The sequence below is a fragment of the Streptomyces tuirus genome, from assembly GCF_014701095.1.
Lineage (GTDB): Bacteria > Actinomycetota > Actinomycetes > Streptomycetales > Streptomycetaceae > Streptomyces > Streptomyces tuirus.
The window spans coordinates 7534662-7561001 of record NZ_AP023439.1 but is presented as its reverse complement, the minus strand read 5'-3'; the positions used below and the strand labels follow the sequence as shown (position 1 = coordinate 7561001).

Genomic DNA, 26340 nt, shown 5'->3' with positions numbered 1-26340 from the left:
GTGTGTGTGTGTGTGTGGTGTGGGGGTGTGAGTGTGGGGTGTGGGTTTGGTGGTGGGTGGGGTTGATATGGGGTTGTTTGGTGGTTGGGGGGTGTGAGTTTGTGGTTTGTCTGTGGTGGGTGGTATTTGGTGGGGGGGTTTGATGGGTGAGGGTTTGGTTGGTGTGTGGTTGGTTTCTTGTGTGGTTGGGTTCTTGTTGTTTTTTTTGAGTGTGGGGTTTGTGCCTTGGGAGGTTAGGTTTGTTGGTTGATTGTTGGTGGGTGTTGGTGTTAGTGTTGGGGTGTGATGTGGTGTTGGCTGGTTTCTGTTCTGGTTGCTGTGTTTGGTGGTTTGAGGTGGGGGTGGGGTGTGGGGTGTGGTGGGGGGTGGGGTGGGTTTGGGGTTGTTTTTGTGGTGTTGGGTGTGTTGGTTTGGAGGTTGGTTGGGTGTGGTGTGGGTAGTTGGGTTTGGTTTGGTTTTGTGTTGGTGGGTGGGGTTGTGGGGTTTTGGTGGTGGTGTGGGTTTGTTGGGGGGGGTGGGTGTGTGGGTGGTGGGGTGTGTGGGGTTGTGGGGTGGGGGGGGGTGTGGGGTGGGGTGGGGTGGGGTGGGGTGGTGGGGTGGGTGGGGTGGGGTGGGGGGGGTGTGGGGTGGGGTGGGGTGTGGGGTGGGGTGGGGTGGGGGGGGTGTGTGTGGGGTGGGGTGGGGTGGGGGGGGTGGGGTGGGGTGGGGTGTGTGTGGTGTGTGTGTGTGTGGGGTGGGGGGGGGTGGGGTGGGGTGGGGGGTGTGGTGGGGTGGGGTGGGGTGTGGGGGGGTGGGGGGGGTGGGGTGTGGGGGTGTGTGGGGGTGGGTGTGTGGGGGTGGGGGTGTGGGGTGTGGGGGGGTGTGTGTGTGTGCGGCGGCGGGGGCTCGGGCGTGGCCGGGGGTCGGTGGTGGACGCGGTTGATCCGGTGGTGGTGGAGAGCGCGGCGGTGCTGGCGCGGCATCTTCGGCAGGGGCGTGATCGTCGGCTGGCGGTGCTGGAGTGGTTCGCCGAGGCCGGTATGGGCGTGCGGCCGGGGGCGGTGCCGGTGCCGGAGCCTGCGATCGGCACTGTGCGTCAGGCGCTGGTGTGGGTGTTGGAGCGGTCGGTGTCGCAGCGGCTGGTGGCGTTGGCTCGCAGCGCGGCCGGGGCGGGTGAGGAGGGGCAGGACGCGCTGTATGCGGCCGCCGGCCGGGTCTTGGGGGCGTACCGCGGGGCGGCGCACCCTGCTCTGGTGCGGGCGGCGCTCGAAGCCGGCGAGGACGTGCCGGTGGATGCGGAGAGGGACTTCAGGAGCATGGTGCACCTGGTGGCCGCGGTCGGCTTGGGGGTGCAGGAGGTCGGAACGGATGCGCTGGCCGAGGCGTTCGCCGCGTTCGGCATGTTCGGGCTGACGGTCGAGGACTGGGCGCAGATGCTGGGTGCGGCGGAGCGCGGTGAGGGGCCGCCGGTGGACTGGGGGCAGCTCCAGCAGCACGCGGACTTCGTGGGTCAGGTTCAGCGGGCGGGCGACGAGGAGTTGGTCCGGGCGCGGACGGTGATGATCGGCCTGCGCGGGTTCTACGGGTTGTACGTGCTGCACGGGCTGCTCCTGCCGGACACGCCGGCACAGGCCGCGCTGCGGCGGCGGATCGACGACCTCGGCGTCTTCCCGCTCCTGGACCACGTCATGGCCGTCAACCCCTCCCCCAGGCAGTTCGCCGAGCTCCTGGTGGTGTGCCTCGAGCCGTTCTACGACAACCTCTACGAGACGCTCATGGAGCAGCTCGCTGAAGACCCGGCCGTCTTTCGTGTCCCGGGCGATGAGACGGGGGTCGTCGGCTTCGGTGAGGCATGGGCGGGGGCCGTACGTGATCTGCCGGTCCCGGGGCGGGACGGGGGCGCTGGCGTCGGGCCTGGTGAACGGTCGGCTAAAAGATCTTGAAGAAGTTGGTACCCGTCCTGGTCGGTTCGCGCGATGTAGGGGGGTGACAGGCGAGTTCGACGAGGAACGGGGCGGTGGAGATGGTCCAGGGGCTGAGGGGGTGAGTGCCCTTCTGATCATGGGGGTCGTCATCGTCGCGCGGAGGGGCGTGGACGGAAAAGTGACCTCACAGCCGGTGAGCTGCGCCTGGCGGCCGGGCGCGGGCGTACGCCTCCTTCGGGCCGTCGGCGAGCAGGTCGCGCCGGGTCCCGGGCTGCTGCGACGATCGGTTGCGTCGCTGCGGGGCGCGCGCTCGCCTCCGGCCACTCCTCGCACCTGTCGTGCCAATCGTGAGGTATCTCCATGTCTTCTTCCTGTCCCCCGGCGTCCGACAGTGCTGGATGCACGGGCCGGCTCGGTGTTGGCGAGGCGGTCGTCGCCGTCACGCCCGTGCTGTGTGTCACCGTGCTCGCCGCGCTCGAGCGCCCCCTCCCGGGCATTCTGGTCGCCTTTGCGGCGGCCGCCGGGGCGCTGCTCATGCCCGGCCGTCTGGGCTGTCTGCTCGGTGCGTGCGCCGGGAGCAGCCGGTGATGAAGCGCCGGACTGTCGCGGCGTGCTGGCCGGAGTTGGCCGCGCTGCACGCCTGGATGCGCGAGGCGCAGTGTGGGCTGACGTTCCGGCGGCTGGTCCACAGGGCCGTCATGGCCGGGCGGCCGGTGGGTGAGCGCACGCTGCGGCGCGCGTTCGACGCGCCTTCGCTGCCGACGGAGAAGACGATCAGTGCCTACGCCTGGGCGTGGGCGAGCAAGAGCGGCGTCGACGGCCGGGCGTTCGAGCAGCGGGGCCTGGATCTGCTGGCGGCGGCGCGGCGTACCGCTCCGTCGGCGTCGGTGCCCGTGCGGCCGCGTCCTTCGTACGTTCCCCGGCGGGTCAGCACCTGGGGTGGTCTCACCAGGGCTTTGCAGCGCATCCATGCGGAGGCCGAGGAGCCCTCGCTGCGGGCGCTGGCGGCTTCTGCGGGGGCGGCTGGTCGGCTGTCGAAAAGCACGATCGGCAACATCCTCAGGGGTCGGCGCCCCACCGCGGAGCAGCTGTCGGCTCTGCTCGCGGCGTACGGGGCGGGGCCTGAGACGACCGCCGGCATGCTCGCCGCGCACCGTCAAATCGTCGCCGGGCCCAGGGGGCCCGCTGTCTATCCGTGCGAGGTCGTCGAGCGGGCCGAGGAACAGGCCGAGGATCGCCGTCAGCGGGAGGAGACCCGCCGCGAACTGCTCTACGGCATCGAAGCCGGGCATGAGAGCGAGCTCGATGAGTACGATCAGCGGCTGCGCGATGAGGAGCAGGCTGCGTTCCAGAGTCAGGTCGAATGGGTCGACAGCCTCAGCGCTGACGAGCTCGAGGCCCTGCAGAACGAGGCCGCAGCGGGATCGGGGCCGGACTTGCGCGCCGAGCTGGCTGCCTGCGTTGCCCGGGAGCGTGACGGGCGCCGTGAGCCCGGCTCAGGCGGGACGGCACACCTGCAGTGCGATGTAGCCGAGCGGGCGCCTCGCTCGATGACGGTTCGGTAGCCGAGCCGGTGCGAAGGGGCCGGGCTCTGGGGGCCCGGCCGCTCGCCGGGGGGTCAGCGGGCCTGGGCGCGGGCGTTGTAATGCTCTTGCAGTCGGCGGAGCATGATGCGGCAGTACTCGGCCAGTGGGCGGTGCTGGTCTTCGTCGATGACCAGAGCGACGGTGTGGACGCCGTCGTCTCCCGGTATGGCGGCGCGGGGCTGGGAGGCGCGCAGGTTGGGCCAGTAGCGGCCGTGGGCGAAGCCGGAGGCCGCCCGCCAGGCGGCGCCCACCTTGACCGCGGTGAGTCCTGCCGTGGGGGCGGCGGTGAGCAGGATCTGGTGGGTCCTGGGTGCGGTGAGCGGGGCCAGGGCGAGGTGGTCGGCGATGGCGCGGATCTCTGCCCGGCGCTGTGCTCCGGTCATGCCGCCGCCGGACGGGGTGTGGCCGGTGTCGAGTTCGTGCTGGTGGCGGTTGCGCATGTCTTCGTCCCACAGGGACAGTGCGCGGCGCCGTCGTTCGGCCCGGCTGGCGCCGTCGAGGAGCCACAGGCCGGTGGCGAAGTTCTCCAGGGCGCCGCGCAGCAGGGTCCAGGGGCTGGTGGGGTCGACCTCGCCGGCCACGGTCAGGCGGCGGAGTGCGTCGGCGTGGGCCAGGCCTGCGGTGTAGGAGGTGCGGATCAGGTGGGAGGCGGCGTAGGGGCCCAGTGGTGCGTCGTCGGTGGCGAGGCTGCTGGCCGGGGCGGGGGCGGGCAGTGGCCGGTAGGCGCCGTCGGCGCGGGCCTGCTCGACCTCGCCGAAGAGGGGCAGGAGGTAGGCGCCGTTGAAGGCCTGCGTGCTCATGCCTGCACGGTAGAACGCGGGCTCGGGCAGCAGGTAGCCATTTCTGGCGGTGCAGGAACATTCCCGGGAGCCGAGCAGCCCCGGGCATCCCAGCGCAAGCGGTGTGTCTGGCGACGGGGACAATATGGTCGTGCCGTTGACCGGAGAGAAGTACAGCCAGTTGAGCCACTCGGTGCCCACCGCTGATGGTGAGGAGTACGGGCGGTGGGTCGCCTGCGACGAATCAGGATGGGACGGAGAGCAGCTGGTCGGCCGGGAGCGTCGCTTCCTGGTCTTCGCTTCGGTCGCTGTCGACGACCGCGAAGCTGCCGAACTCGTGCAGATGCTGCGGGAGCGGGCCCGTGTCCGACAGGCAGGAGAGCTGAAGTTCCGTCTCTTTAAGGACGATCCGCAGCGGTGGTCCCTGCTTGAGGAGGCGTGGAGACCAGGCGGTGCGCTCCATGACCGCTGCTCGGTGTACGTAGTCGACAAGGAGTACGCCGCGGCGGCGAAGGTGATCGACCTGCTGCTGGAGGAGAAGGAGCATGCCGAGGGCAAAAACCTGTATGCCGGCGGTCAGGCCCGTGGCTTGGCGCGCATCCTGGCGGTCGAGGGGCCTCGGGCGCTGCGCGGCTCCCTCTTCGAAGAGGTGATGTCCTCGTTTGTGGCTCTGGCCTCCCAGCGGGGTGTGAGCCGGCGGGAAGCCGCGACGCAGGCGTTCTTCGCTGTGATCGACCGGGCTTGGGCGGCCTCGACACGCAAGGCCGTCACCGAGCTGCTGGCGCGGCTGCGGGACACCCGGGCCTACGCCGCGGCTCTCCATGACGGGGACGTGGAGTTTCCCCTGTTGGAGATGCTCATTCCTGCGGTGAGCCAGACGGCCCGCCGATGGGGTCACCGCCTGGGCCGTGTCAGTCTGCTCACCGATGAGCAGCGCATGCTTACCGATGCGGCTCTGCGCACGGTGCGGCTCTACGCCCGCAGCCCCGTCGGGATGACTCTGCTGACGCGGGAACGGGGCGTCGACGCCGCCGCTGTTGTCCGCGGCTCCAGTACCGGCCATCCCTCTGTCCAGCTCGCCGACCTGCTTGCGGGTGCGGCCGCGGCCGTGACCGAACGCCACGCAGGCCGTGTCTCCCCTGTCGCCGAGAGCCTGTGGCCCGTCATCGTGCCCTTCGTCGACAAGTACTCGCTGATGCCCTACACCGACCCCGCCGCCCGGCTGCGCACGGTGTGCGAGCCGGCCGCGCGCCGCTGACTGAACGGGCAGTCCGGTACGGGGAATGCTTAGCGGTCGGGTAGGAGCACGGACGAACCCCCTGTCGCCTGCGGCCGACGCTCCAGCCGACCGCCTTCATCCTGGCCAAGGACCTGTACGGGAAGCGGCAGCGTCATGAGGGACGGCTACCCCGCGAGGTTTCCTGCAGTGCTGGAGAAGGGGCGTGGCTCTCTAGAGGCAGCGCCGCTGTGGATCCACGCGGTTGAGCTGCGCTGCCGGGCACCCGGCACAAGGACCTCGGAAAGGGACCACGTACGTGAACACCAATCTGCCTGCCCCCGGCGGAGGCGGCAGCCCTCGCCTGTCCGTGCTGCTGCTGGTAGCGGCCGCCGGCGTCACAGCCGCGCAGAGCGAGGCATGGGCGAGCGCCCTGGGAACTGCGCTCACCCTGTACTCCGTCTTGACCGTCGGCAGCCAGGACCGGAGGAATTGACCATGCCCCGCACAAAGCCGTCCCCTGCCCACGAAGCTCTGGTCGGAGCCATCAAGGAACAGGGGGGCAGGGCCACCACGACGCAGGTGGAGCGCTGGCAGCAACAGGGCTGGCTCCCCAGGGCCTCGGCCTGGTTCGAGCCCGACTCCCCCACGATTCGGCCCCTCATCCTCCTCGGGCCCTGTGGCTGGCGAGCACCGCGCGGCCCGGCCGCAGCATCGGGTGGGTCGGATGGTTCTTCTGGGCAGTCGACGACACCCCGGACAGCGCCCAGCGGTTGCGCAGGGCCCTGGTCGCGACTCTGAAGCGGCCGCTGACGCAGGCGGGAATCGAGAAGATCCCCACCGGAGATTCCGACCGGGCCTTCCAGGCCCGACAGGACGCCGCCCGGGAGATGCTGCCGAACCGTCGTGTGCCCCGGCGCGACCTGGAAGCAACTTTGCGTGCCCACGCCGCCGAGGTCGGGTTCGAACTGCCCCACCCGCCGGCGACCGCCCTTGCGAACATCTCCCACTGGGCCCTGCAGGAAGCCGGAGCCCGGCTGCTTCTCGGTGGCGCCGCCGACCTCGGGATCGAGGGACTGCTGGGAGCGTTGGAGCAGGCCATGCCGGACCACACCGGGGCGCTGGAGCACCTTCGTGAAGTGCACCGGCAAGCCGAACTCACCGGAACCGACCTGCTGGCACAGTCTCCCTGGGCTCAGGGCATTCTCGGCATGGTGCGCACCGTCGAGACGGCCGACGACCACGACCTGTGCCACGCCGCGCACATCTGCACGAGGGCAAGCGGTGTCCTGGAGGTAGCGATGAGGTGCACCCCGGAGAAGCCGGAGATTTACGCCTATCTGACCGCGGATGAGATGTGGCAGGGCTGGGCGGTTGTCGGTGGCATCCTCCCAGAAGAGGGGGCACCCAGCCTGGCCGCCGTCGCCCTCAACACCTACCAGTACCTCGCCGATCCAGAATGGGCGGCGGAATTGGACCGCTACCTGTCGTTCATGTGCAGCTTGCTCGTCGCGTTTGGGTACACAGGCTCCCCTGGAGACGGGACGCAGTGCTAAGAGCAGCGGATGGCGAGTCGGCTTCCCCGGGGATGCTGGCGAAGCGACAAGCCTGACCTGGACGGCCTCCTCGGCGACCTGCACATCCGGCGCCTCCTGAGCTTGCTCCAGCTCCACCGCCGCCAGGACCCGCTGCCCGTCCGTACCCATCCCGCCGGAGACGGCTTCGATAGGGTCGGTGTCCCTGGGCCCCCGCCGGGCCGGGTTGGCTCATGAGAGAGACTGAGTCGCCCGGCGGCGTGCCCTGTGTCCGGCCGATGCTGCCGCCGCCGGGTACCGCGATCGGCCGGCCTGGCCGGCTCATCTGCGCACGAACAGCGGGAGCCGCGCCGTCCTCATCCGGTGTATCGCCGTCCCGGCGGGAGGGGATGCTGTCCTCGGGCCACACGGGAGGGGGCTGATGGGGTACACCGCCGTGCATGCGCGCTGGGGCCGGCTGGATGCGTCGCTGGACGATCTCGGGTGCGGCCGGTCCTGGGCGGACGTCCACCGCGTGAAAGGGCTGGAGCTGGCGTGTCCGGAGTGCCGGGGGAAAGTGTTCGCGCGCATCTCCCCCCACCGTGCCAGGCACTTCTACCACCAGGTGCGGCCGCGCGACTGCGCGCTGGCGAACGAGTCGCCGGAGCATCACCTGCTGAAGCTGGAGCTGGCCACCGCCGCCCGGGCGGCAGGCTTCAGAGCTGAGCTGGAGGTCGGCAACGAGGCCCGGACCTGGCGTGCCGACGTGCTGGTCTTTGATGAGCAGGACCGGCCGTTCATGGCGCTGGAGGCGCAGTTGTCGCCCATGACGCCGCAGGATGCGCGGATGCGGACGGACCGCTACGCAGTCGACGGTGTGGCGGTGTGCTGGGTGGCGATGGAGAAGCGGCCGTGGGAGCGCGGCGTGCCCTCCCTGCGGTTAGCGCCCCCCAGGAACCGCGGGGACGCATGGACGGTGCGCTATGGCATGGCGCGCTACACCTGGGCAACGCCACACACGGTGAAGACGAAAGCGGCGTGGACCCACATCAGCTGCTCCCTGGACGATGCGATCCGGTGGATTCTCCAGGGACGGGTCCATGCCCATACCGGCCCGGACGGCACGGTGTGGTGGACCGCCCACTCCTACGTCCAACTGGCCATCGCCCGGGCCCGGCTGGAGGCCGATGCCGAAGCCGTCATGCAGCAGGCCGCGGCCGAGCAACGCCGACAGGCCGCACAGAAGCGGGCCGCTGCCACCGAACGGGCCCGACTGGCCGCCGAGGAACGCAGACTGGCTGCCGAGGACCGTCGGCTGGCCGCTGCGGAACAGGCGCACGAGGAGCAGCAGGCGGAGCAGGAGCGGCTGACGGCCTTCTTCGAGCACGCGGGCATCAAGGCTGCGCTGTGGCCAGCGTTCATGGAGTTGGTCTCCTCCGCCTCCGGCAAGGCGGTCACGTGCGGTGAGCAGAGCCCCGCCCATGGCAACGGGCTGCTCCTCTACAGCCGGCCGCGCACGGGGGCCGCGTTCCAGCTGGCCGGTGTGGCGTGCCCGGACCCCTCAGCGCTCGCCCGGTGGCCTGCGGACCTGACCATCCTGGTCCCCGGCCGGGACTGGCTGTTGCGTCTCGAGGAGGCCGCTCAGAGCCCGCTGAAAGTCGCCGTCCTGAACCCGGTCACCAAGCACTGCGCCTACGAACGGGTCGGCCCCCGGACCAGACGCTGACGCGAAGCCCATCAGGTTCGGGCGGGTGAGCTCCTATCGACCGCAGAGGCGGGGTGCGGCGGGTCCGGTGCCGGTGATGGCCTACCCGGTCGGGTGAAGGTGCCAGCGGGCGGGAACTTGCGGGAGCACGGCCGCGTCGTGCCGGGCATGAAGCCGATCAGCGAAGCGCACGTGGCGCAGCCGGGCCCGGCCGTCGTCGACGTCGCAGCATACGACGAGCAGACCGCGTTCGCCGTTCAGGCGCTGCTTGCCGGGCGCTGAGCGACCGCGCCGGCAGACCGCACGGTTCGAGTGCCGGGCGAGCCGGGTGTACGGCTGCGCTGTTATCTCGGCGTCCGTCAGGAACTCGAATCACATCGGTGAGACCCGAAGTCGGCTGCGGGCGTCTTCGGGGCTCGACGGTGGAGCTGCTTACGAGGCCGGCTCGTACGGCACGTTCTGCGACGGGCAGTGGCGGGCCAGCTCGTGCAGGGCCGCCAGCTCGAGTTCGTCCGCGGTCAGGCTCCAGCGGAGCTTGGTGGCCACCCACTCCGCGGCGTAGCGGCAGTGCGCGTCGGCCGCGGGCGGGAGCCACAGCACGCGGGCGCCGAGGGAACCAACGGCGCGACCGCACCGCCTGGCGCAGCCGGGCCCGTTGCACGTTCCGCGTACCGTACGACCCCGGCGCGCGCCTCGTGGACCGGGTCCGCGAGGCGGCGGGGTCTGCGGGAGCGGCTACGCCAGGACGGCCGGGGTGGCGTTCTCGGCCGTCCAGTCTCCGTCGAAGAGCGCGGCAACCAGACGGACATGGTCGTCGGGGAGCTGGCCGGTGCGGTGTTTGGTGCGGGTTTTGGCGAGCCAGGCGCCGAGGTTGACGGTGTCGCCGTCGACGCGGATGGTCTCGCGGGCGGCGGGGGCGCGGCCTTCGCGGTGGAGGAAGAGTTCCAGGAGCTGGACGGTCTGTTCGAAGGTGCGGCGGGCCCGGCGGGCGGGGGTGAGCGGGCTGTTCTCGGGGGTGAGGCCGAGGGCGGTCATCAGCTGCTGCTGGCCGTCGGCGAGGGCCGACCAGGTGGTGAGCTGGCGGGCCAGCCAGGAGCCGATCTTCACGCCGCCGAGCTGGGTGTCGCGAGTCAAGGTGGCGGGGTCGGCTCCGGAGGCGAGGTGGGCGCGCAGCAGGTGGTACTTGCGGTGCCAGTCCGCGCCGTGGGACAGGCGCCAGTCGGGTGCGAGGGTGCTCAGGGCGTCGGCGCGGGCCTGATCGAGCTGGTTCTTGGCCGCGAGGTGGCGTTGTTCGGCGAGCCATGCGCCCACGGGGGTGGTGGCGGGTGCGGCGAGGTGGCCGTGGGTGCGCAGGTAGTCGGCGGCGGCGGTCAGGCGGGCGCGCCAGGCTGCGTCGTGCTTGTCCCAGATCATGCCCAGCGCGTCGAGTTCGGCGATCCAGTCCGGTTCGAGGCGGCCGGCCTTCGCAGCGTCGCGCATGGTGGTGATGAAGGTGCCCAGGGTGTAGCCGGCGGGGTCGGTGTAGTCGGCGGGGACGTCGAGGTGGCCCATTTCGTCGCGGTAGGACTGGGCGGCGGCGAGTCCGAGGCGCCGGGAACGGGAGACGGCCGCCTCGCGGGGGTCGAAGGAGGCCAAATCCATGGCGCGGGCGATGCGCTCGGGGTGGACGGTGAAGTCGAAGTGCCAGCGGCGTTCGATGACGTCGCTGGTCTCCCTGGGGAGACGGTTGGCCTTGTCGGGCAGGCGCTCGAGGATGCGGTGGTCGTGGCTGGCCAGCGCGCAGGCGATGGCCCACACCGGCTCGTAGGCGGTACCGAGGATGTTCTCGCCGTCGGCGCCGGGCGGGACGTAGACGGGGACGATCAGTGAGGCGGTCTTGCCGGACACGTCCAGGCGCAGGGCGCGGCCGAGGGCCTGGACGCAGCGGATGACGCTGCGGGTGGGGTCTGCGAAGACGATGGCATCCACGCTGGGGATGTCGACGCCTTCGGCGATCAGGCGGGAGTTGGCGAGGATCGCGCAGTCGGCGGCGGCGAAGGCGGCGAAGGTGTCGGCGCGTTGGGCGGGGGTGTGCTCGCCGTGGGCGAAGAACAGCTTGGGGGTGATGTCCGGGACGAGGCCGGGGTCGGTGCGGGCCAGCAGGCGCAGGGTGTGCGGGAGTTCGCGGGCGAAGCGGCGGGCGTCGGAGACGAGGTTGAAGTAGACCAGGACCTTGCTCAGGCCGTGTTCGGTCATGGCGCGCAGGACAGACAGGTGCAGGGCGGTGGTGCGCAGCGCGCTGTCCTGCTCATCACCGTCGCCGGGAGGGGTGGTGGCGGGGGCGGTCAGGTTCAGGCGGCGGCGCAGGTCGGCGTCGGTGAGGGTGGGCACCACGATGCGGTAGTCCGCAGCCCGGCCGTCCTCGACCGCCTGGGCGAGGGGATACTCGAAGATTTTCTTGCCGTAGACGGCCTCGTTGTCCATGGAGTTGGCGAACGCGTCCACGTCCCGTCCCGCGGCGGGGCGGCGGCGTGGGCGGGTGGTGTCGGCGGACTCCGCCAGCTCCGGCGCGGCGAAGATGCGGGGGGTGGCGGTCATGTAGAGGCGGCGGTCCGCGCGGATGCGCTGCGCGTCGTTGACGATGGCCCACTTCTTGTCGGCCCGTCCCGCGATCCGGTGTGCCTCGTCCATGACCGCGAGGTCGAACGGCGGCACCGTATACCCCGTGTTCTGCGTTTCCTCGATCTTGTTCAGGGAGTCGTAGGTGCAGATCACCGTCAAAGCGGGGATCTGGTCCTCGTTCTCCCCGATCACCGACATCAGCCCGCCCAGCGCGTGGGGGTCGGTGGTCGACATGACGCGGGCCGCGACCAGGTCGTCGCGGCCGCTGGTGTCCAGGGAGGAGACGATCACCATGTGCTCCAGGTGTCCGTCGCGGCGCCAGGCCAGCGCGGTCTGCGCGGCCAGGTCCAGGGTGGGGACCACGAACAGCACCAGCCGCGCGCCGAGTCCGTCCGCCGTGCGGATCGACACCAGGGTCTTTCCGGTGCCCGTCGCCGACACGAACAGAGCGCGCGTCCCCGCGCGCCGCAGGTGCCGTACCAGCCGCTCCACCGCCTCGGCCTGGTCGGGAAAGAGCCGCGCACGCTTAGGGCGGCCGGGGCGCGGCAGTTCCACCACAGTCATGACAGCTCTTCTTTCGAGTCAGTGGCTCCAGTAGTCGCGGCGGGGCAGCTCGACCCACACATCGGGCGGCCCGGTCACGGCCCGCCGGTCGGCCAGGCGCAGTCCTGCGAAGGCGCAGGCGTAGGCGACGGCGTGGTGCTGGTAGAGGTAGGCGGCCAGCACCTCCCCGGGACTGTCGTTCTCGTCCGGTCCTCCGCCGGGGTGCAGGTCCGAGCCCTCGATGACTCCATCGCGGGTGATGCTGCCCTGGTTGCCGCTCTTGGGATTGGCGTAGAGGCCGTAGCAGAGGGTGCCGGCGGACAGCCGGGCCAGCACGCCCGGCATCTGCGGCGCGTATCCCCAGGGCTGAGTGACCACACAGCCGCCCGGCACGGACGTCACACCGACGATGTGCAGGCTCTCGTCCATGTCGTACGCGTAGGGCTCCTCCAGCAGCTCATTCAGCACGTCGAGGAGTTCGCCGTCCACCACCGGAGTCGCCTGCAGACGGCGCACCGCCTCGGCCGCGTCGATGCCCGCCACACAGGCCAGGCCCATGCCGTCGTCGTAGAACTCGCCCAGTGCCGTGGTGAGGCGATGGGCCTCCTGCGCTGCCGCCCGCTCGGTGTCGCTCAGGGACACCCCTTCCGGTACCGGGAACAGCTCGGGCGTCGGTCCGGCCAGGCTCAGCCGCCCCGGCGACCAGCCGCCGAGCGAGGGCCGCCAGGGATCGGCCCCGGCGGCGGCGAGGGCTCGTGCGTTGGCCGGCTTGCGGGACAGGACGGCTTCCCACAGTGCCGTCACCCCGTTCTCCAGCGCGTCCACGTCCGCAACCCGGCGGGCAAGTTCCGTAACAGCCTCCGGGGAGCCGAACACCGCTGCCCGATGCAGGGGCCTGCTCCCGTTCCAGCTCTCCGGATCGGCTCCTTGGTCCAGGCGCCGGCGGATGTCGTCGGCATCCGTCCAGTCCCAGCCCATGCCCGCCCAGCCGTCACTCGTTGCCGCCACCGCTCCCCCTCGAACACGTCGCATGCGCTCGCGCCACTTCGACCCGCCCCCGAGCACACGTGCGCTACAGGCCGCTGGCTCCATCGTCCAGGTCCGTTGACCGGACATTATCACCCCGAGCATCGTTCGTACGCTCAATGTACGCGATCCAGTCGCTGTTGGTACGCGATAGGTGCGTTTCAGGGGTAGAGTCGGGGACGGAGGTGTCCCATGTCCGAGTTGTTCGACGCGGTCGACGCGCTGATCGCGTCCCGCTCCCCGCTGCCGCCGCCGGCTGAGCGCAGGCGGCTGCGCCAGGCGCACGCGCTCACCCTGGACGAGGTGGCCTCCGCCCTGGGCGTGCGGCGGGCGACCGTCGGCGGCTGGGAGTCGGGCAAGACCGAGCCCCGGCCGCCGGAGCGGGAGGCGTACGCGCGCCTGCTGGAGCAGCTCGCCACGCTCTACCCCGCCCCCCGGAGCACCGGCGCCCCGCAGGAGGACACGGACACCGCAGCGTCCCCAGCGCAGACGCGGCTCACGGGCGGGGCAGCGGAAGCTACTGCCACGGCGGAGGCCGAGGAGCCCCCGGCCGCTCCCCCAGCGCCCGCTCGGCACGCGGCAGCGACACAGCGGCCGGTGCCGCGTGCCGAGCGGGCGCCGCAGAGCTCGCGGCGCCCCACTGCGAGGAAGGCCGCCCCGGCGAACACGCCCGCGCCCGGCGGTGCCTACGCGCACGGTCCGCTACTCGTCCTCGACGCCGACTCCGAGCGGAATGTGACGGGCTACGGCGTCGGCGGTCTGATCCTGGACGTGCCCGCCAAGTCGCTGCCCGCGCTGGTGGAGTGGACGCTCACCGAGGCGCGGCTGGGGTCGCAGAGGCTGCACGGCTCGGGCAAGGACGGCGACCCGCTGCTGGTGCTCACCGAGGCGGCGTGCGAGCGCTACGGCCTGCCCGCCGCCTTGTCCGAGGCCGAGCGGCTTGCCGGGCGGCTCCCGGAAGGACACAAGGTCATCAAGCAGCTGAAGCGCGCCGACTGGCAGCTCACCAAGCGCGGGCTGGGGCCGTGGGCGCGGATCTACCGCCCCGTCCAGGGCGGCCGCAGGCAGTGCGTGCAGCTGTGCATCCCCTCCTGGCGCGCCCTGGACGACCGCTCCTGGGGCCATGCCGCGCAGCTGCCGCCGCCAGAACTGGCCCGGGTGCTGGGCGTGTACGCGGCCCGGGTGATGACGCCGGTGGGCTCCACTGCCGTGACGGGGCTGCAGCTGATGAGCGCGCTCAACCCGCCGACCCGCGCGAGCGAGCCGGATGAGAACGGCCAGCGCCACCGCGAGCACCGGCCCGGTTCGCTGGGAACGGAGCCGCTTGACCCGGCGCCGTGCGAGGCGACCGACGGACACCCCGTCCTGGCCCATCTGCCCCGCTTCCACGTGCGCGGCCCCGGCGAGCGGCTGTTCGAGGAGGCCTACGACTGGGCGCGTGACCTCACCGACGCCGAGTGCATGCAGCAGCACCTGGTCGGCCTGGATGTGAACCTGGCCTTCGGTGCGGCCGCCAACGGTGCGGTCGTCGGGCTGTCATCGCCGCCCGAGCACGTCAACCGCCCGGTCTTCGACCCAGCGGTGCCCGGTTCCTGGCTGGTCGACCTCTCCCACGTCGATCTGTCCCGGGTGAAGGTCGGCAAGCAGCGGCGCGACCTCGATGGCGCGCTGCTGCCCAGCCCGTTCACGCCGAGCGGCCAGCGCCCGACCGGTCCGGCCTGGTATGCCACGCCCACCGTGGCCTACGCCGTCGAGCTCGGCTACGACGTCACCCCCGTCGAGGCCTGGCTGCGCCGGGAGAGCGGCCGGTTCCTGGACGGCTGGTACAAGCGGCTGCGCGATGCCTACGTCGCCACCATGGCGGACCTCGGCGTCACGGAGAAGCTGTCCCCGCACCACTTCCTTCAGGCGATGGACGGCTACAAGAGCCGCGATCCGGAGCTGGGGATCGTGGTGGACGCGGTCAAGATGACCGTCAAGGGCGGCATCGGCAAGCTGCAGGAGAAGGCACGCGGCGGCGGCTGGAAGCCGGGACAGCCCTGGCCCGCTCTCGCCCGCCCGACGTGGCGCCCGGACATCCGCGCTACCGTCATCTCCCGGGCCCGGATCAACATGCACCGCAAGATGCTCAACCTGGCCGCGGCCACCGGCCGGTACCCGGTTGCGGTCCTCTCCGACTGCGCCGTGTACGCGGCCGACGGGCCCAGCCCCCTGGACGTGCTGCCCTACGGCGCCGACGGCAAGACCGTGCCGGGCTCGTTCCGGCTCGGCGTCTCGCCCGGGATGGTCAAGCACGAGGGCACCCAGAGCGTGCTGTGGGGGGCGGACGTGCTCGAGCAGCTCAGCGCCGACGGCCATGTCGCCAACCTCGCCCGCTACATCAAGACCGGCGAGGTCACCGCCAAGGACACCGGAGAATAGGGAGCGTTACAGGCGATGGTCACGGTCGGGGAAGAACTCGACAAGGCGCTACAGGGGGCGTTCACGCGGCCCGTTCCCAAGTCCGCCGGGGCGCAGATGCGGTACCTGGTCAGGCAGCACCAGCGCAGCACCCGGCGCGTGGCTGAGCTGCTCGGCATCAGCCAGCGCACCGTCGAACGTTATGTGAAGAACCAGATCAAAAAGCCCCGGCCGGAGCTCGCCGACCGGCTGGAGCGTGAGGTCCGCGCACGCTGGCAGCCGCAGATCAGGGCGAAGGCGAAACAGGCCGCGGCCACCACGAGCGGCATCATGATCGATGTGCAGGCGAGGTTCGGCTACACCGCCGCCGTCGGCAGCACCGACCAGGCCCGCGTACGTCACCTCACCCTCGCCCTGCCGCCCCGGCACGCCGCCCGCCTCCTTCAAGCCCAGGAAGCAGGCGTCGACGAGGACGACCTCCGCGAGATCGCTGCCGAGGCGTTGGGTGAGGTGTACTTCCGCGACGGCGGCCGCCGTGCCCACGGCCTCGAAGTGGAACTCAAGGACATCGTCGACCTGCAGTTCGAGCTGTAGGCGGTCAGTGCGCCGGGCAGGAAGCAGGACAGGGCGTCAGGGGAGAGCTGTGAGAGCAGGAGCGTTACGGACCGTGCCGCTGGCCGGGGAGCTGACCTCGTCACTGATCAGCCGGGCCGCAGACCGCTACGGCCTGCCGGCCGCCGGCGTGCTGCGGCTGTGGACGTGCCGCAACTCCCCCGCCCGGAACGACGGCGGCGGTGTGCGGGCCGATGCGGAGATCGTGCTCAACGAAGCCGGGCGGGGTGTGCTCGCCGAGCTGTGCGGAGTCGAACCGGCGGTGCTGGCGCGTGCTCTGCCCGCGTTCACCGTGGATGATCCCAAGATCGGCACCGGCCGGGAGGCCGCCCTGGCGCAGGCGCGGTGGCGGGCGGCGAGCGCGGTGGCGGGCGAAGCGGCGTTCGCCTGCCGGTCGTGCACCGCGCGGCGGACCGGGCAGACGGTGCGGGCGGTGCGGTATCTGCCGCGCTGGGAGCGGGTGTGTGTCCGGCACGGGCGGTGGCTGCTGGACGCGGACGCCGACCAGCCGCTGGAACACCTCGACCTGCGCGGCGTCCCGGAGGTGGCTGCGGCACAGCGGCGGTGGGCAGGGGTGGCGCGCCGTGCGGTGCGGGCCGGGGTGGTCCCGGAGCAGGCGTTCACGGTGGCGTATGCGGTGGTGGCCCGCTGGTGGGATGAGGCTCTGCACTGGGAGCAGGAGGAGATCTGGCCGCACAGGCTGCACCGGGTGGCGGGCGGCAACGCGGGACCGCGACTTGGGTGGTGGCGGATCGTGGGCCGGGATCCGGTCATCTTCCCGGAGGTGGTGGCCGTGGCCGACGCGCTGCTGGACCCGGCCATGACCGAGCTGGTGTGGAGGGACAGCGGCGCCGGGCGGCCGCGGCCGCTGCCCGCCGACGGGGCGTTCTGCCGCCGGCTGGGTGAGCGGGTGGGACGGGGCTGGCTGGGCCCGCTGTCGGCGGTGGACTACGGCGGACCGCTGCTCACCTGGATGGGCGCTGTCATCCGCCAGCGGCGCGGTGAAGGCGGGCCGCCCGGGTGGAGGGACGATCCATGGCGGCTGAAGCGGAAAGAGCAGCCCGCCACGATGGCCGGCCAGCTGCGCGTTATGGCGGCCGAGCAGCAGGCGTGCGGCTCGGGCACCCGGTGGCGGGCCACAGTGAGCGCCGAACACCGTTTCCAGATCGAGCAGATGATCGGCGAAGCCCAGGAGCAGCTGGTGCAGCTGGTGCAGCTGGTGCAGCTGGTGCAGCTGGTGCAGCTGCGGGGCGTACACAGCGGCACCACCGCCGAGGTGGCACGCACACTGCTGGAGCACCTCAGCCGCAGTGCCGCGTTGATCGACCAGGCCTTGGTGGACACCGCCGCCGCAGCCGTCTTTGCGGGGGTGGCGGTGGAGGAGGTGTCGGCGTGGTCCCGCTTGCCCGTCCAGGAGCTGGCGGAGCTCGTGTCAGAGGGCCCGGATCAGGACTGACGCACGCAGCGGCCGGTGTGCCGTCTCTCAGCCGCTGCACGCCGCAGCCCGGACGCAGGGCGGATCCGGCCGGGTTCCCCCCTGGGGGTGCGCGGTGCCCGCTTCGCGAAAAGCGAAGGCGTGCGGCCACTACGCTGAGGTGGGGCCGCGGGTAGGCGGCGGCCTGGGGACCGGCGCCGAGGGAGCACGTTGAGCACTCAAACGGGTCCGGCGGCAGCGGGGGCGGACCTTGCCCAGCTGGCGCTCGACTTCCACCACACCCACCAGTTGCTGGACCCTGCCGCGCAGGGAGTGCAGGAGTGGCAGGTGCGCATCACCGCGGCCGGCACACCAGTGGGAAGCCTGACGGCCGTAAGGGGCCTGTACTGGAAGTCCGACAATCTGCGCGAGCGGATGGCCGACGAGCAGTCCTTCCCCGCCCTGGTGGCCGCCCAGCTCCTGGACGAGGACGGCCGGTTCACCTACGAGTTCGAGGAGTTCATCGAGTCGGCCTCCAGCGTTCTCGTCGTCGACCGGCTGCACGTGGAGGAAGCCTTCGCCGACCCTGTGGTCGTCGCGGGGGTGGTGGCTTCTGTCATCGACCGGCTGACGGACAACTACTTCGCCGTGGTCCTGCCCGCCAAGAACGCCTGCACGGACGCGGGTTCCGCCCTGCTCGCCGAGGCCGGCACGCTGCTGAGCGCCCAGGAGTTCTCCGACGAACTGCAGATCATCGACAATGCCCTGGCCGCTCCCGAAGAGGCCGCGCAGCGCGTGCGCAGCCGTCTGCGCTCCCTCGCCCGCCACGGCCAGCCGGCGGCGTGGAACGAAGACGACGACGAGGACGGCTGGGACGAGGACGGCGAGGAGGACGAGCTCACCGCGCGGACGGCTGCGGTGCTGCGGGTGGCGCTCGAGGAGCTGTCCGCGCAGATCTGGCAGGACGTCGCCGACGTGGGGGACGCGTCTGTTGGGCGCGGCGAGGGCCGTGTCCTTGGCTCGCTGCCGCCGATCACCTTTCACCAGGACCAGCAGTGGCGGCGGCAGATGGCCCGGTGCTTCGACGACCTGGCCGCCGAACTCGCCGAGACGCACGCCGTGCGCCCGCTGTGCACCGGCGAGGAGATGGCCCTGCACCTGGGTATCGACCGGGCCAAGTCGCTGACGCGGAACCGGCCGCGCCTGGTCGCGGAAACAGTGGAGGGTCTGGGCGAAGACCGCCGCGACTTCGACTGGGACTGGTGCTCGACCGTCCTGTTCGAGGACCACGACGTGCTGATGCTGTTCGACGCCTCCCTGGACGGGATCGAGGACACCGGCAACGAGATCAACCAGGCCCTCGGACTTGCCAACCTGGCCGCTGCGGACTGGTTCGTTCCCTTCCGCCCCAGTCAGGCCCGCGATCCCGACCGCGGCTTCCGCCACTCCTGACCCCGACCGCCGGAAGGTCCCGGGCTGCAAAGGGGCAGCATGAAAGCCGCAGACTGAAGTCTTTCCTTGGCGGGCCGACTCTCAGCCAGAGGCGGGCCCAAGACGGCTACGCTCAGGCTGCTGATGCGGCCGGGCGGGGGAAGTGGGGAGCAGTGGCCAAACGCGATCTGTGGGTACGCGTCGGGGACGACCTGGTGCGCGGTGACACCGTCGTGGGCGTCACCGTGAGCGATCCGCACTACCACCACGAGACGTTCAAGCTCATGCTGAAGGTCACGGGGCACCGCGACCACCTGTGGCTCGACTCCGGTGTCCGCGACGACGACCAGGGGGCGGGGCGCGAGCAGGTCAACGCGTTCGCAGACGCCTTCGTCGACACGCTCGCGCGCGGTGCGGCGATGCCGTCCGGCGCCCTGATCCGGTTCGGTTCCGGCGAAGACGACTCGGGGTGGGTGCTGTCGTCTCTGGGATAGCGGCGAAGCCGATCCGGCGCCTGCTCACCTGGCGGCCCGGGCGGGAAAGTGCAGAGATGTGCACTGACACCAGCGCGCCCCAGGCGGCATCCTGTCCCCCGCACAGGACAACCGGTTCTTGTGGCAAGGCAGTTGGAGTTACTGGCCGGTTCGCCTGCGCGCCGTGTCCGGTGTGACGTTTGTGTGGAGCACGTGATCATCGACAGCAGCCAAGACGGCTTACCTGCCGTCGCGGGCAGGGCCTGCCGGGTGCCGCAACCGGGTGCGGTGGAGGCAGAGTTCACGGGGCCGGACGGCACACTCGTGCAACGCCGATGGGTTGAGGCCGCGGTGGCTGTTCGGTTCGAGCAGCTCCAGCCGGTGGCGGCGTTCCCTGTGGTGCCCGGGCGGCGGTGGGGGCCGGGCTGGTGGTGGTCGGCCACCACCGGCGGGCACATACCGCACGGGTCGCAGGCGATGTGCATGCAGCTGATGCTTTTGGACCGTGATCCGCAGGTGGTGGGGTTGTCGGCGCGGCCGGTGCGGCTGATCTGGCGTGATCCCGGCAGCGGGCGGGTCCTGACGTGGGTGCCGCAGGTGTTCATCCGCTACGCCGACGGGCGTGCTCTGCTGGCCGACTGCCCCGCACACGCCGGGCCCACCGGGGACCGTGCCGCGCGGGCGGCCGCGGTGCTGGGGGCGGCGTGTGCGGCGGTGGGGTTCACCTACCGGCGCCTGGTGCCGCCGGAGAAGGTAGTGGCGGCGAACGTGCGGTGGCTGGCCGGCTACCGCCATCCCCGCTACCGCGACGCCGGCGGGCTTGAGCAGGCGGTGCTGGAGGCGTTCGCCGCCCCGCGGGCTTTGATGGCCGGGGCCGTGGCTGCGGGCGAGGTCCTGAGCGCGCTGCCGGTGCTCTACCACGCGCTGTGGGGCGGGCGGCTGGTGGCGGATCTGACGCGGCCGCTGGGCGAGCACACGCTCGTGGCGCCCGGCCCGGCCGCAGGCGACGGGGAGCAGGAGCAGCACGGCAGGTGAGCAGGCACGAGGTAACCGCGCCCGGTGGGCGGTGTGTTGGGGTGGGCGCTCAGGTCCGGTTCGAGGACCGCACCTGGCAGGTGACCGCTCTGGTCGATGGGCGGGTGTATCTGGCCGCCGAGGACGGGGCCACCGGGTGCGTGCTGGCCGCCCGCCTGGTGGCCGCCGACGGCTTCGAGGTCGTCGGCCTGGCCGCCCCGCAGGTTCCGGCCGCCGCTATGTGGGCGGATGTGCCGTTGCCTGCCCGGGAGCGGGCGATGGCCTGGCTGCGGCACATCCGGGAGGTCGAGACCGGGCTGCCCGGCGGCCCCGGCAGCGGCGGCGGGGTGCCGAGGCCTGAGTACGACTCGCAGGCCTTCACGCTCGCCGAGCGGGAGCTCGCCAAGGCGAAGGAGCTTGCGGGGCTGGGCTGGACGAAGGTCAGCCGTCCTACGGTGCAGCGGATGCGGCTGGCCTACCAGCGCCAGGGGCTGCTGGGGCTGGTGGACAAGCGGTCCCTGCGCGCCTCCTCCCCCACCGGGCGGACGGACGAGCGGGTGGTGGCCGCCGTGCTGGAGGCGCTGCGCGTACGTCGCGGCCGCAGGGCGACCACGGTCAAGCAGGTCATCGACCTGGCCGAACAGATCGTGGCGCAGACGCACGGGAAGGGCCGGGTGACGCTGCCGGCCAGGTCGTCGCTGTACCGGCTGGTGAGGATGCTGGCGGATCCGGCCGAGCCGCCTGGTAGCCCGGCGCGCACCGCCACCGGTCCGGACGGGGCAGGCGGCGGGCCGCCTGCACTGCGACCCGCCGAGCGGGTCCATGTCGCCACCGCCCGCCTCGGCGTCGAAGCGGTGGGCGAGGACGGCCGTGCGGTGGCGGTGTCGGTCACCTGCGCACTGGACGGGGCCACCGGCTGCGTGCTGGCCGCCGTGCTGCACCCGCAGCAGGCCGCGCCGGTCGAGCTGTCCGTGCTGCTGGCCGAGATGGCAGTCCCCCGCACGGCGCGGCCCGGGTGGCGGGAGATGCTGCGGGCAGTCCACGAGGCGCTGCCGCTGCCGCTGCGGCTGATGCCCCTGGACGCGCGCATCGAGGCGACCGTGGCGCGTCCGGCGGCCCTGCCCCAGACGCTGGTCTTCGACCCGGCGGCGGCCGCCGTCACTCCCTGGTTCCTGACCGTGTGCGAAAGCCTCGGCGTGAGCCTGGAAGCCGCCCCCGCACGGCGCCGCGGCCTGCACAGTGCCGCTGGGGACAGGGTGAAAACGTTCGCAGGGCTGTTCACCCGGCACTCCGCAGACCTGGCCACCGCGCTGGGTGCTGTGCACCGGCCGGACAGCGCGGGACGGCAGGCGGAGGCGTTCTTCAGTCTGCCGCACCTGCGGGATGTGCTGGACGAGTGGATCACCGCCCGCTGGCACACCCGCCCCCAACAGGCTCTGCGGCACCCGCTGCTGCCCAAGGCGGCCCTGAGTCCACAGGAGATGTGGCGGGTGCTGCTGGGGGTCGCCGGATCGGTACCGGTGCCGCTGGCCGGGCAGGACTTCGCCGAGCTGCTGCCGGTGCAGCACCAGGCGGTCACCGAATCCGGGATCCGCCTGGGCAGGCGCCGCTACGACCATGAGTGTTTGGACGAGCACCGCGGCCGGGCCTGCCCCACCACGGACGGCGGCCGGTGGGAAGTGCGCCACCACCCCTATGACGTCCGGCAGGTCTACATCCGGCTGCCCGACGGACTCCTGCACGAGATCCCCTGGACCGAGCACGCGCACGCCCTGCGCCCGTTCGACGACGCCGTCCGGCGCCGCACCGGGCAGATCATCGCCGACCGGAGCGGCCCGCCCGGGCATCCGGCGTCATCGAGCAACGGGCGGGGGCGGGAGGCCGGTGTGCCGGCGGGCGGCCAGGGCCTGACGGACAGGTCGGCACCGGGCGGTGCTGCCGTGGCACCGGTGCCGGACGGGCCCGGACGGGCGGGTGCCTTCGGAATGTGGGACGCGCAGGCGGAGGCCGAGCAGTGGTGAGCGCACCCGGCCGCCCTAGCCGCCCCGTGGCTGCCGCTGCGAGTGGCAGGCAGGTGAAGCTGGGCGCGTATGTGACGTTCCAGAGCTGTACCTGGCAGGTGGCCGCCGTGGCCGGTGCGTCGGTGACGCTGGTCGACGAGGACGGGCAGACGGCGTCGGTTCTGTCCTCGTTCCTGTTCGCCGACCCCGCCTTCACCGTGGTGGGCTCCCCCAGTGCGGGAGTGCGGCAGTGGGGGCTGCTGGAGTCGGTGCCCGCCCGGGAGCGGGAGCGGGCTCTGGCCTGGCAGCGGCACATCCGCGAGATCGAGACCGGACTGCCCGACGGGCCCGGCAGCACCGGCGTCCCCCGGCCCGAGTACGACCCGCAGCGCACATCGATGGCCGAGCGGGAGCAGGCCAAGGCCGACGAACTCACCCAGCTGGGCTGGCCGCGGGTCAGCCGGGCCACCGTGCGCCGCATGCGCGCCCGCTACCACGGCCAGGGGTTGTGGGGTCTGATCCCGCGCCGCAAACCCTCCAGTGCGACCGGGCAGGCTGATGAGCGGGTGGTGGCCGCGGTGCTGGAGGCACTGCGCCGCCAGCGCGGCCGCTCCAAGGGCACGCTGAAGGGGCTGCGGGAGCTGACCGGGCACATCCTGGCCGACACCCACGGGCCGGGCACGGTGGCACTGCCTGCGCCGTCGACGTTCAACCGGCTGGCGCGGGTGCTGGCCGACCCGCTGGAGCATCCGGGACGTCCGGCCCGCACCGCAACGGCCGCGCCGGTGCGGCCCTTCACACCGACGGTGGCACTGCGGCCGGGCGAGCTGGTGCAGGTCGACACCACCCGCCTGGATGTGATGGCCATCGGCGAGGACGGCCGTGCGGTGCGCCCGGAACTCACGATCGCTCTCGACGTGGCGACCCGGTCGGTGGTGGCGGCCGTGCTGCGCGAGGAGGGCACCAAGGCCGTGGACGCCGCCCTGCTGCTGGCGGAGATGGCCGTCCCCCACCCGGTGCGGCCCGGCTGGGGCGAGCAGCTGCGCATGGCGCACGCCGCCGTCCCCTACGACCGGCTCCTCGCCCTGGACACACGGCTGGAGCAAGCGGCAGCGCGGCCGGTGGTGGTGCCGGAGACGATCGTCATCGACCGCGGGGCCATCTTCGTCTCCACCGCGTTCCTGGCGGCATGCGAGACCCTGGGGGTGAGCGTGCAGCCGGCGCCGCCGCGGTCCCCGGCCGCCAAGGGCGCGGTGGAGAGGACGTTCGGAAGCATCAACTCGTTGTTCGCGCAGCACGTCGCCGGCTACACCGGCTCCCACGTCCTGGCGCGCGGCGAGGTGGTGCAGGACGAAGCCCGGTTCACGGTGGCGCAGTTGCAGGAACTGCTGGACGAATGGATCACCGCGTGCTGGCAGCACCGCCCCACGACGGGCTGCGCCACCCCCTGCTGCCGAAGAAGGCGCTGGCCCCCAACGAGATGTGGGGCGCGCTGCTGGGCGCGTGCGGATACGTGCCGCTGCCGCTGGACGGCGCCGACTACCTGGAACTGCTGCCGGTGCGCTTCCATCCCGTCACCGGCCGCGGCATCCGCATCAACCACCGCACCTACGACCACGCCGTGCTCAACGAGCACCGCGGACGGCCCTGCCCGGCCGGGCCCGGCGGCAGGTGGGAGATTCACCTCAACCCGCACGACGTACGCCAGATCTACATCCGGCTGCCCGACGGACACCTGCACGAGATTCCGTGGATCCACCGCGACCACGTCCACGCCCCGATGAGCGAGACCACCTGGCGCCACATCCGCACCGCCATGAACCAGCGCACAGACCGCGAGAAGCACGAAGTGGCCCTCGCGGAGGCCGCCGACCAGGTCCTGCGCCGCGCCCGGCCCAGCACTGCGGCGCAACCAGCACCGCCCAGGACGATGCCGGGCAGGCACACCGCTCAGGCAGCCCCCCGGCCGGCGGGCGGTCAACCAGCGGTGAGCCGCTACGAGGCTGAGGACAGCCTCGACGCGCTGGAAGCCCGAGCCCGGGCTGAGGCCAGTGACGGCGTCGGCGCCGACGAGCCCGGCACGCTCACGCTGTATGACGCCGAGCAGGAGGCCGAACTGTGGTGACCCGTACCGATCCCCCCGCCCCCGGTACCGGGGAGCCAGCCGCGGGGACGGTGACGACGTTCGACGCCTTCGCCCGCTTCGCCCACGCCGCGCCCCCGACGCCACCACAGCCGGGCCAGGCGCCACGGCCAGTGGAGGAACGCCTGGCCTACCACTCGCAGTTCGTCACCGTGCGCACCCCGGCCATCGAGGCCCTGGCACGCCAGGTACGCACGCTGATGATTCTGGGACGGCACCAGCACGTCACCGCCCGGCCGTCGCTGATCGTCACCGGGCCGGCCACCACCGGCAAGACCACCGCGCTGCTGCAGGTCGGCCGGACCTGCCACCTCGCCCACACCCGCCGCGCCGCCCCGGGCGACGACAGTGTGCCGGTGGCTTATGTGCTGGTGCCGCCCGGCGCCACCGCCAAGACCCTGGCCGGGGAGTTCGCCCGCTACCTCGGCATCCCCGTCACCTCACGCATGACCACCGCGCAGATCACAACGGCTGTCTGCCACACCTACACTGCGGCCGGCGTCAAGCTCGTGCTGATCGACGAGATCCACCGACTCAACCCGCGCACCACATCCGGCGCGGAGGCCGCCGACTGGCTCAAGGACCTCACCGAACGCGTCGGCGCCACGTTCGTCTACGCAGGCATCGACGTCACCGCCAGCGCGGTGTTCACCGGGGTACGCGGCGCGCAACTGGCCGGGCGCGCCTCTCTGATCGACTGCGGGGCACTGCCCGCCCGCGCCGGCGAACGCGAACCGTTCCGCGAGCTGATCGCCGCCCTGGAAGCAGCCCTCGACCTGCGCGCCCACCGCACCGGCAGCCTGCCCAGGCTGGCGTCATACCTGCACGAACGGACCGCCGGGCGCATCGGCAGCCTCTCCCGCCTGATCCGCCAGGCCGCCATCGAAGCCATCCTCAACAGCAGCGAACGCATCACCAGACCGTTGCTGGATTCCATCGCGCTGGACCACCTCGCCGAGGAGCACTACCGGCCCCGCACCCCCGCCCGCCGCGCCCGGCCCAGCAGCCGGTGACCACGCACCCCGCGAGCAGCCCTGCGGTATCAGCCAGCACCATGTGGCCCACCCCGCCCGGCGCGCTGCGTGCGAGGCCGCTGCCCCGCGAAGCCACCGCCTCCTACCTCACCCGCCTCGCAGCCGCCTACCACCTGAGTGCCGCCCAGCTCCTGGACGGCCTGCACATCACCGCCACCGGCACCACGGCGGGCCCGCCCACCAACGAAATCCACCTCAGCAACGAAGCCACCCGCCGCCTGTCCGGCTTCACCCGCATCCCGTCCGCACATCTGGCCCGCGCACTGGCCCGCCAGCCCCCGCCCGCCGCCATCGGCACCGCCCGCGCCGCCATCGCCCGCTGGCAGCCCGCCCATCCCGCGGTGCAGCCGCTGCCTGCGTGCACCGCCTGCACCGCCCACCGCAGCCCGTACAAAGCCATCCCCGCGTGGATCCACCCGGCACCGGACCTGCCCCGGGCCCTCATCTGCACCCGCCACCAGCAAGCCTCAAGCGACCCCAGACAGCGCACCCCCCTCGATATCCGCTCCCTGCCCGAACTCGCCCATGCCCGCCTCACCGCCCGCCGCCCGCCCACGGCGGCCTCTCTCAGCTGGGCATCAACGATCACCACGCGCTGGTACGACCACCACCAGCACCTCCACAGCCGCTGGCACACCCGCCTACGCCAACTCACCACCGCCAACCCCCACCTCGCCCCAGGCCCGGCCTCCCCCACACTGACCTGCCGGAACCTGATCACCTACCCCGAGACCCTCACCCTCGCCACCACCCTCGACCGCCTGCCCCCACGCCCCCTGGCACGCACCCAGCAGACCGCCTTCCTCCACGACCTGGCCAGCCGCCTACAACTGCCCCGCCTCGCACCCGCCGACCACGACCTGCTCTGGCAACGCCTGACCACCGGCTGAACCACCACACACCCCTCGCCGCCCCAGCCCTCACACGACCGGCCAGCACCCGTAC

General features: G+C 72.0%; 19 protein-coding genes and 3 pseudogenes. 18 read left to right on the top strand and 4 right to left on the bottom strand.

Annotated elements, in window-relative coordinates:
• Positions 1–908: 908 nt before the first annotated feature.
• The 3 genes from IGS69_RS34355 (at position 909) to IGS69_RS34345 (ending at position 3469) form a co-directional block, all read left to right on the top strand.
• Positions 909–1922 (top strand): hypothetical protein, encoded by a 1014-nt coding sequence (locus IGS69_RS34355; RefSeq protein WP_190895745.1) that lies wholly within the window; start codon positions 909–911, stop codon positions 1920–1922.
• A gap of 342 nt (positions 1923–2264) precedes the next feature.
• Positions 2265–2492 carry a hypothetical protein gene (locus IGS69_RS34350; RefSeq protein ID WP_190895747.1) on the top strand — a complete coding sequence of 76 codons (228 nt, stop codon included), beginning with the start codon at positions 2265–2267 and terminating at the stop codon, positions 2490–2492.
• Entirely contained in the window at positions 2471–3469 is a 999-nt protein-coding gene (locus IGS69_RS34345; protein WP_190895749.1) for a hypothetical protein, read from the top strand. Before IGS69_RS34350 ends, IGS69_RS34345 begins: the two co-directional genes overlap by 22 nt.
• A gap of 53 nt (positions 3470–3522) precedes the next feature.
• Here the strand turns inward: IGS69_RS34345 and IGS69_RS34340 are convergent, their stop codons facing one another.
• Positions 3523–4290, bottom strand: a complete 768-nt coding sequence (locus IGS69_RS34340; protein ID WP_190895751.1) for a hypothetical protein — start codon at positions 4288–4290, stop codon at positions 3523–3525.
• 103 nt (positions 4291–4393) lie between these two features.
• Here IGS69_RS34340 and IGS69_RS34335 point away from each other — a divergent pair, with 103 nt between their 5' ends.
• The 5 genes and pseudogenes from IGS69_RS34335 to IGS69_RS34315 all read left to right on the top strand — a co-directional run bounded on the left by IGS69_RS34335 (position 4394) and on the right by IGS69_RS34315 (position 9088).
• A complete protein-coding gene (locus tag IGS69_RS34335; RefSeq protein WP_190895753.1) occupies positions 4394–5527 on the top strand; it encodes a hypothetical protein in 1134 nt (377 codons plus the stop codon).
• A 277-nt stretch (positions 5528–5804) separates the two neighbouring features.
• A complete protein-coding gene (locus IGS69_RS34330; RefSeq protein ID WP_190895755.1) occupies positions 5805–5981 on the top strand; it encodes a hypothetical protein in 177 nt (58 codons plus the stop codon).
• Positions 5982–6258: 277 nt separating this feature from the next.
• Positions 6259–7041: a hypothetical protein gene (locus IGS69_RS34325; protein ID WP_190895757.1), complete on the top strand. Its 783-nt coding sequence runs from the start codon at positions 6259–6261 to the stop codon at positions 7039–7041.
• 400 nt (positions 7042–7441) lie between these two features.
• Entirely contained in the window at positions 7442–8725 is a 1284-nt protein-coding gene (locus IGS69_RS34320; RefSeq protein WP_190895759.1) for a competence protein CoiA family protein, read from the top strand.
• A 147-nt stretch (positions 8726–8872) separates the two neighbouring features.
• Positions 8873–9088: pseudogene (locus IGS69_RS34315) on the top strand (DUF6207 family protein).
• Between the two features lie 48 nt (positions 9089–9136).
• Here IGS69_RS34315 and IGS69_RS34310 read toward each other — a convergent pair.
• The 3 genes and pseudogenes from IGS69_RS34310 to IGS69_RS34300 all read right to left on the bottom strand — a co-directional run.
• A pseudogene (locus IGS69_RS34310) lies at positions 9137–9298 on the bottom strand (HNH endonuclease); the annotation flags it as partial.
• A gap of 141 nt (positions 9299–9439) precedes the next feature.
• The gene (locus IGS69_RS34305; RefSeq protein WP_190895761.1) at positions 9440–11869 is read right to left on the bottom strand and encodes a DEAD/DEAH box helicase; all 2430 of its coding nucleotides are present in this window, start codon (positions 11867–11869) and stop codon (positions 9440–9442) included.
• An 18-nt stretch (positions 11870–11887) separates the two neighbouring features.
• Positions 11888–12856: an ankyrin repeat domain-containing protein gene (locus IGS69_RS34300; protein WP_232543364.1), complete on the bottom strand. Its 969-nt coding sequence runs from the start codon at positions 12854–12856 to the stop codon at positions 11888–11890.
• 210 nt (positions 12857–13066) lie between these two features.
• Here IGS69_RS34300 and tap point away from each other — a divergent pair, with 210 nt between their 5' ends.
• The 10 genes and pseudogenes from tap to IGS69_RS34250 all read left to right on the top strand — a co-directional run bounded on the left by tap (position 13067) and on the right by IGS69_RS34250 (position 26285).
• Positions 13067–15295: a telomere-associated protein Tap gene (gene tap, locus IGS69_RS34295; RefSeq protein ID WP_190895765.1), complete on the top strand. Its 2229-nt coding sequence runs from the start codon at positions 13067–13069 to the stop codon at positions 15293–15295.
• 15 nt (positions 15296–15310) lie between these two features.
• Complete coding sequence (tpg, locus tag IGS69_RS34290; protein ID WP_190895767.1) at positions 15311–15868, top strand: telomere-protecting terminal protein Tpg; 558 nt, start codon at positions 15311–15313, stop codon at positions 15866–15868.
• A gap of 73 nt (positions 15869–15941) precedes the next feature.
• Positions 15942–17342, top strand: a complete 1401-nt coding sequence (locus tag IGS69_RS34285) for a DNA-binding protein (protein WP_190895769.1) — start codon at positions 15942–15944, stop codon at positions 17340–17342.
• Between the two features lie 189 nt (positions 17343–17531).
• On the top strand, positions 17532–18752 hold the full coding sequence (locus IGS69_RS34280) for a hypothetical protein (protein WP_190895771.1): 1221 nt from the start codon (positions 17532–17534) through the stop codon (positions 18750–18752).
• Positions 18753–18904: 152 nt separating this feature from the next.
• The gene (locus IGS69_RS34275; protein ID WP_190895773.1) at positions 18905–19225 is read left to right on the top strand and encodes a hypothetical protein; all 321 of its coding nucleotides are present in this window, start codon (positions 18905–18907) and stop codon (positions 19223–19225) included.
• A 330-nt stretch (positions 19226–19555) separates the two neighbouring features.
• On the top strand, positions 19556–20239 hold the full coding sequence (locus tag IGS69_RS34270) for a TnsA-like heteromeric transposase endonuclease subunit (protein WP_332836538.1): 684 nt from the start codon (positions 19556–19558) through the stop codon (positions 20237–20239).
• Between the two features lie 41 nt (positions 20240–20280).
• The gene (locus IGS69_RS34265) at positions 20281–22239 is read left to right on the top strand and encodes a Mu transposase C-terminal domain-containing protein (protein ID WP_190895777.1); all 1959 of its coding nucleotides are present in this window, start codon (positions 20281–20283) and stop codon (positions 22237–22239) included.
• A pseudogene (locus IGS69_RS34260) lies at positions 22233–24343 on the top strand (transposase). The gene IGS69_RS34265 and the pseudogene IGS69_RS34260 overlap by 7 nt, the downstream one beginning before the upstream one ends.
• A gap of 50 nt (positions 24344–24393) precedes the next feature.
• Positions 24394–25374 carry a TniB family NTP-binding protein gene (locus IGS69_RS34255; protein ID WP_190904305.1) on the top strand — a complete coding sequence of 327 codons (981 nt, stop codon included), beginning with the start codon at positions 24394–24396 and terminating at the stop codon, positions 25372–25374.
• Between the two features lie 41 nt (positions 25375–25415).
• On the top strand, positions 25416–26285 hold the full coding sequence (locus tag IGS69_RS34250) for a TniQ family protein (RefSeq protein ID WP_190895779.1): 870 nt from the start codon (positions 25416–25418) through the stop codon (positions 26283–26285).
• Positions 26286–26340 lie beyond the last annotated feature (55 nt).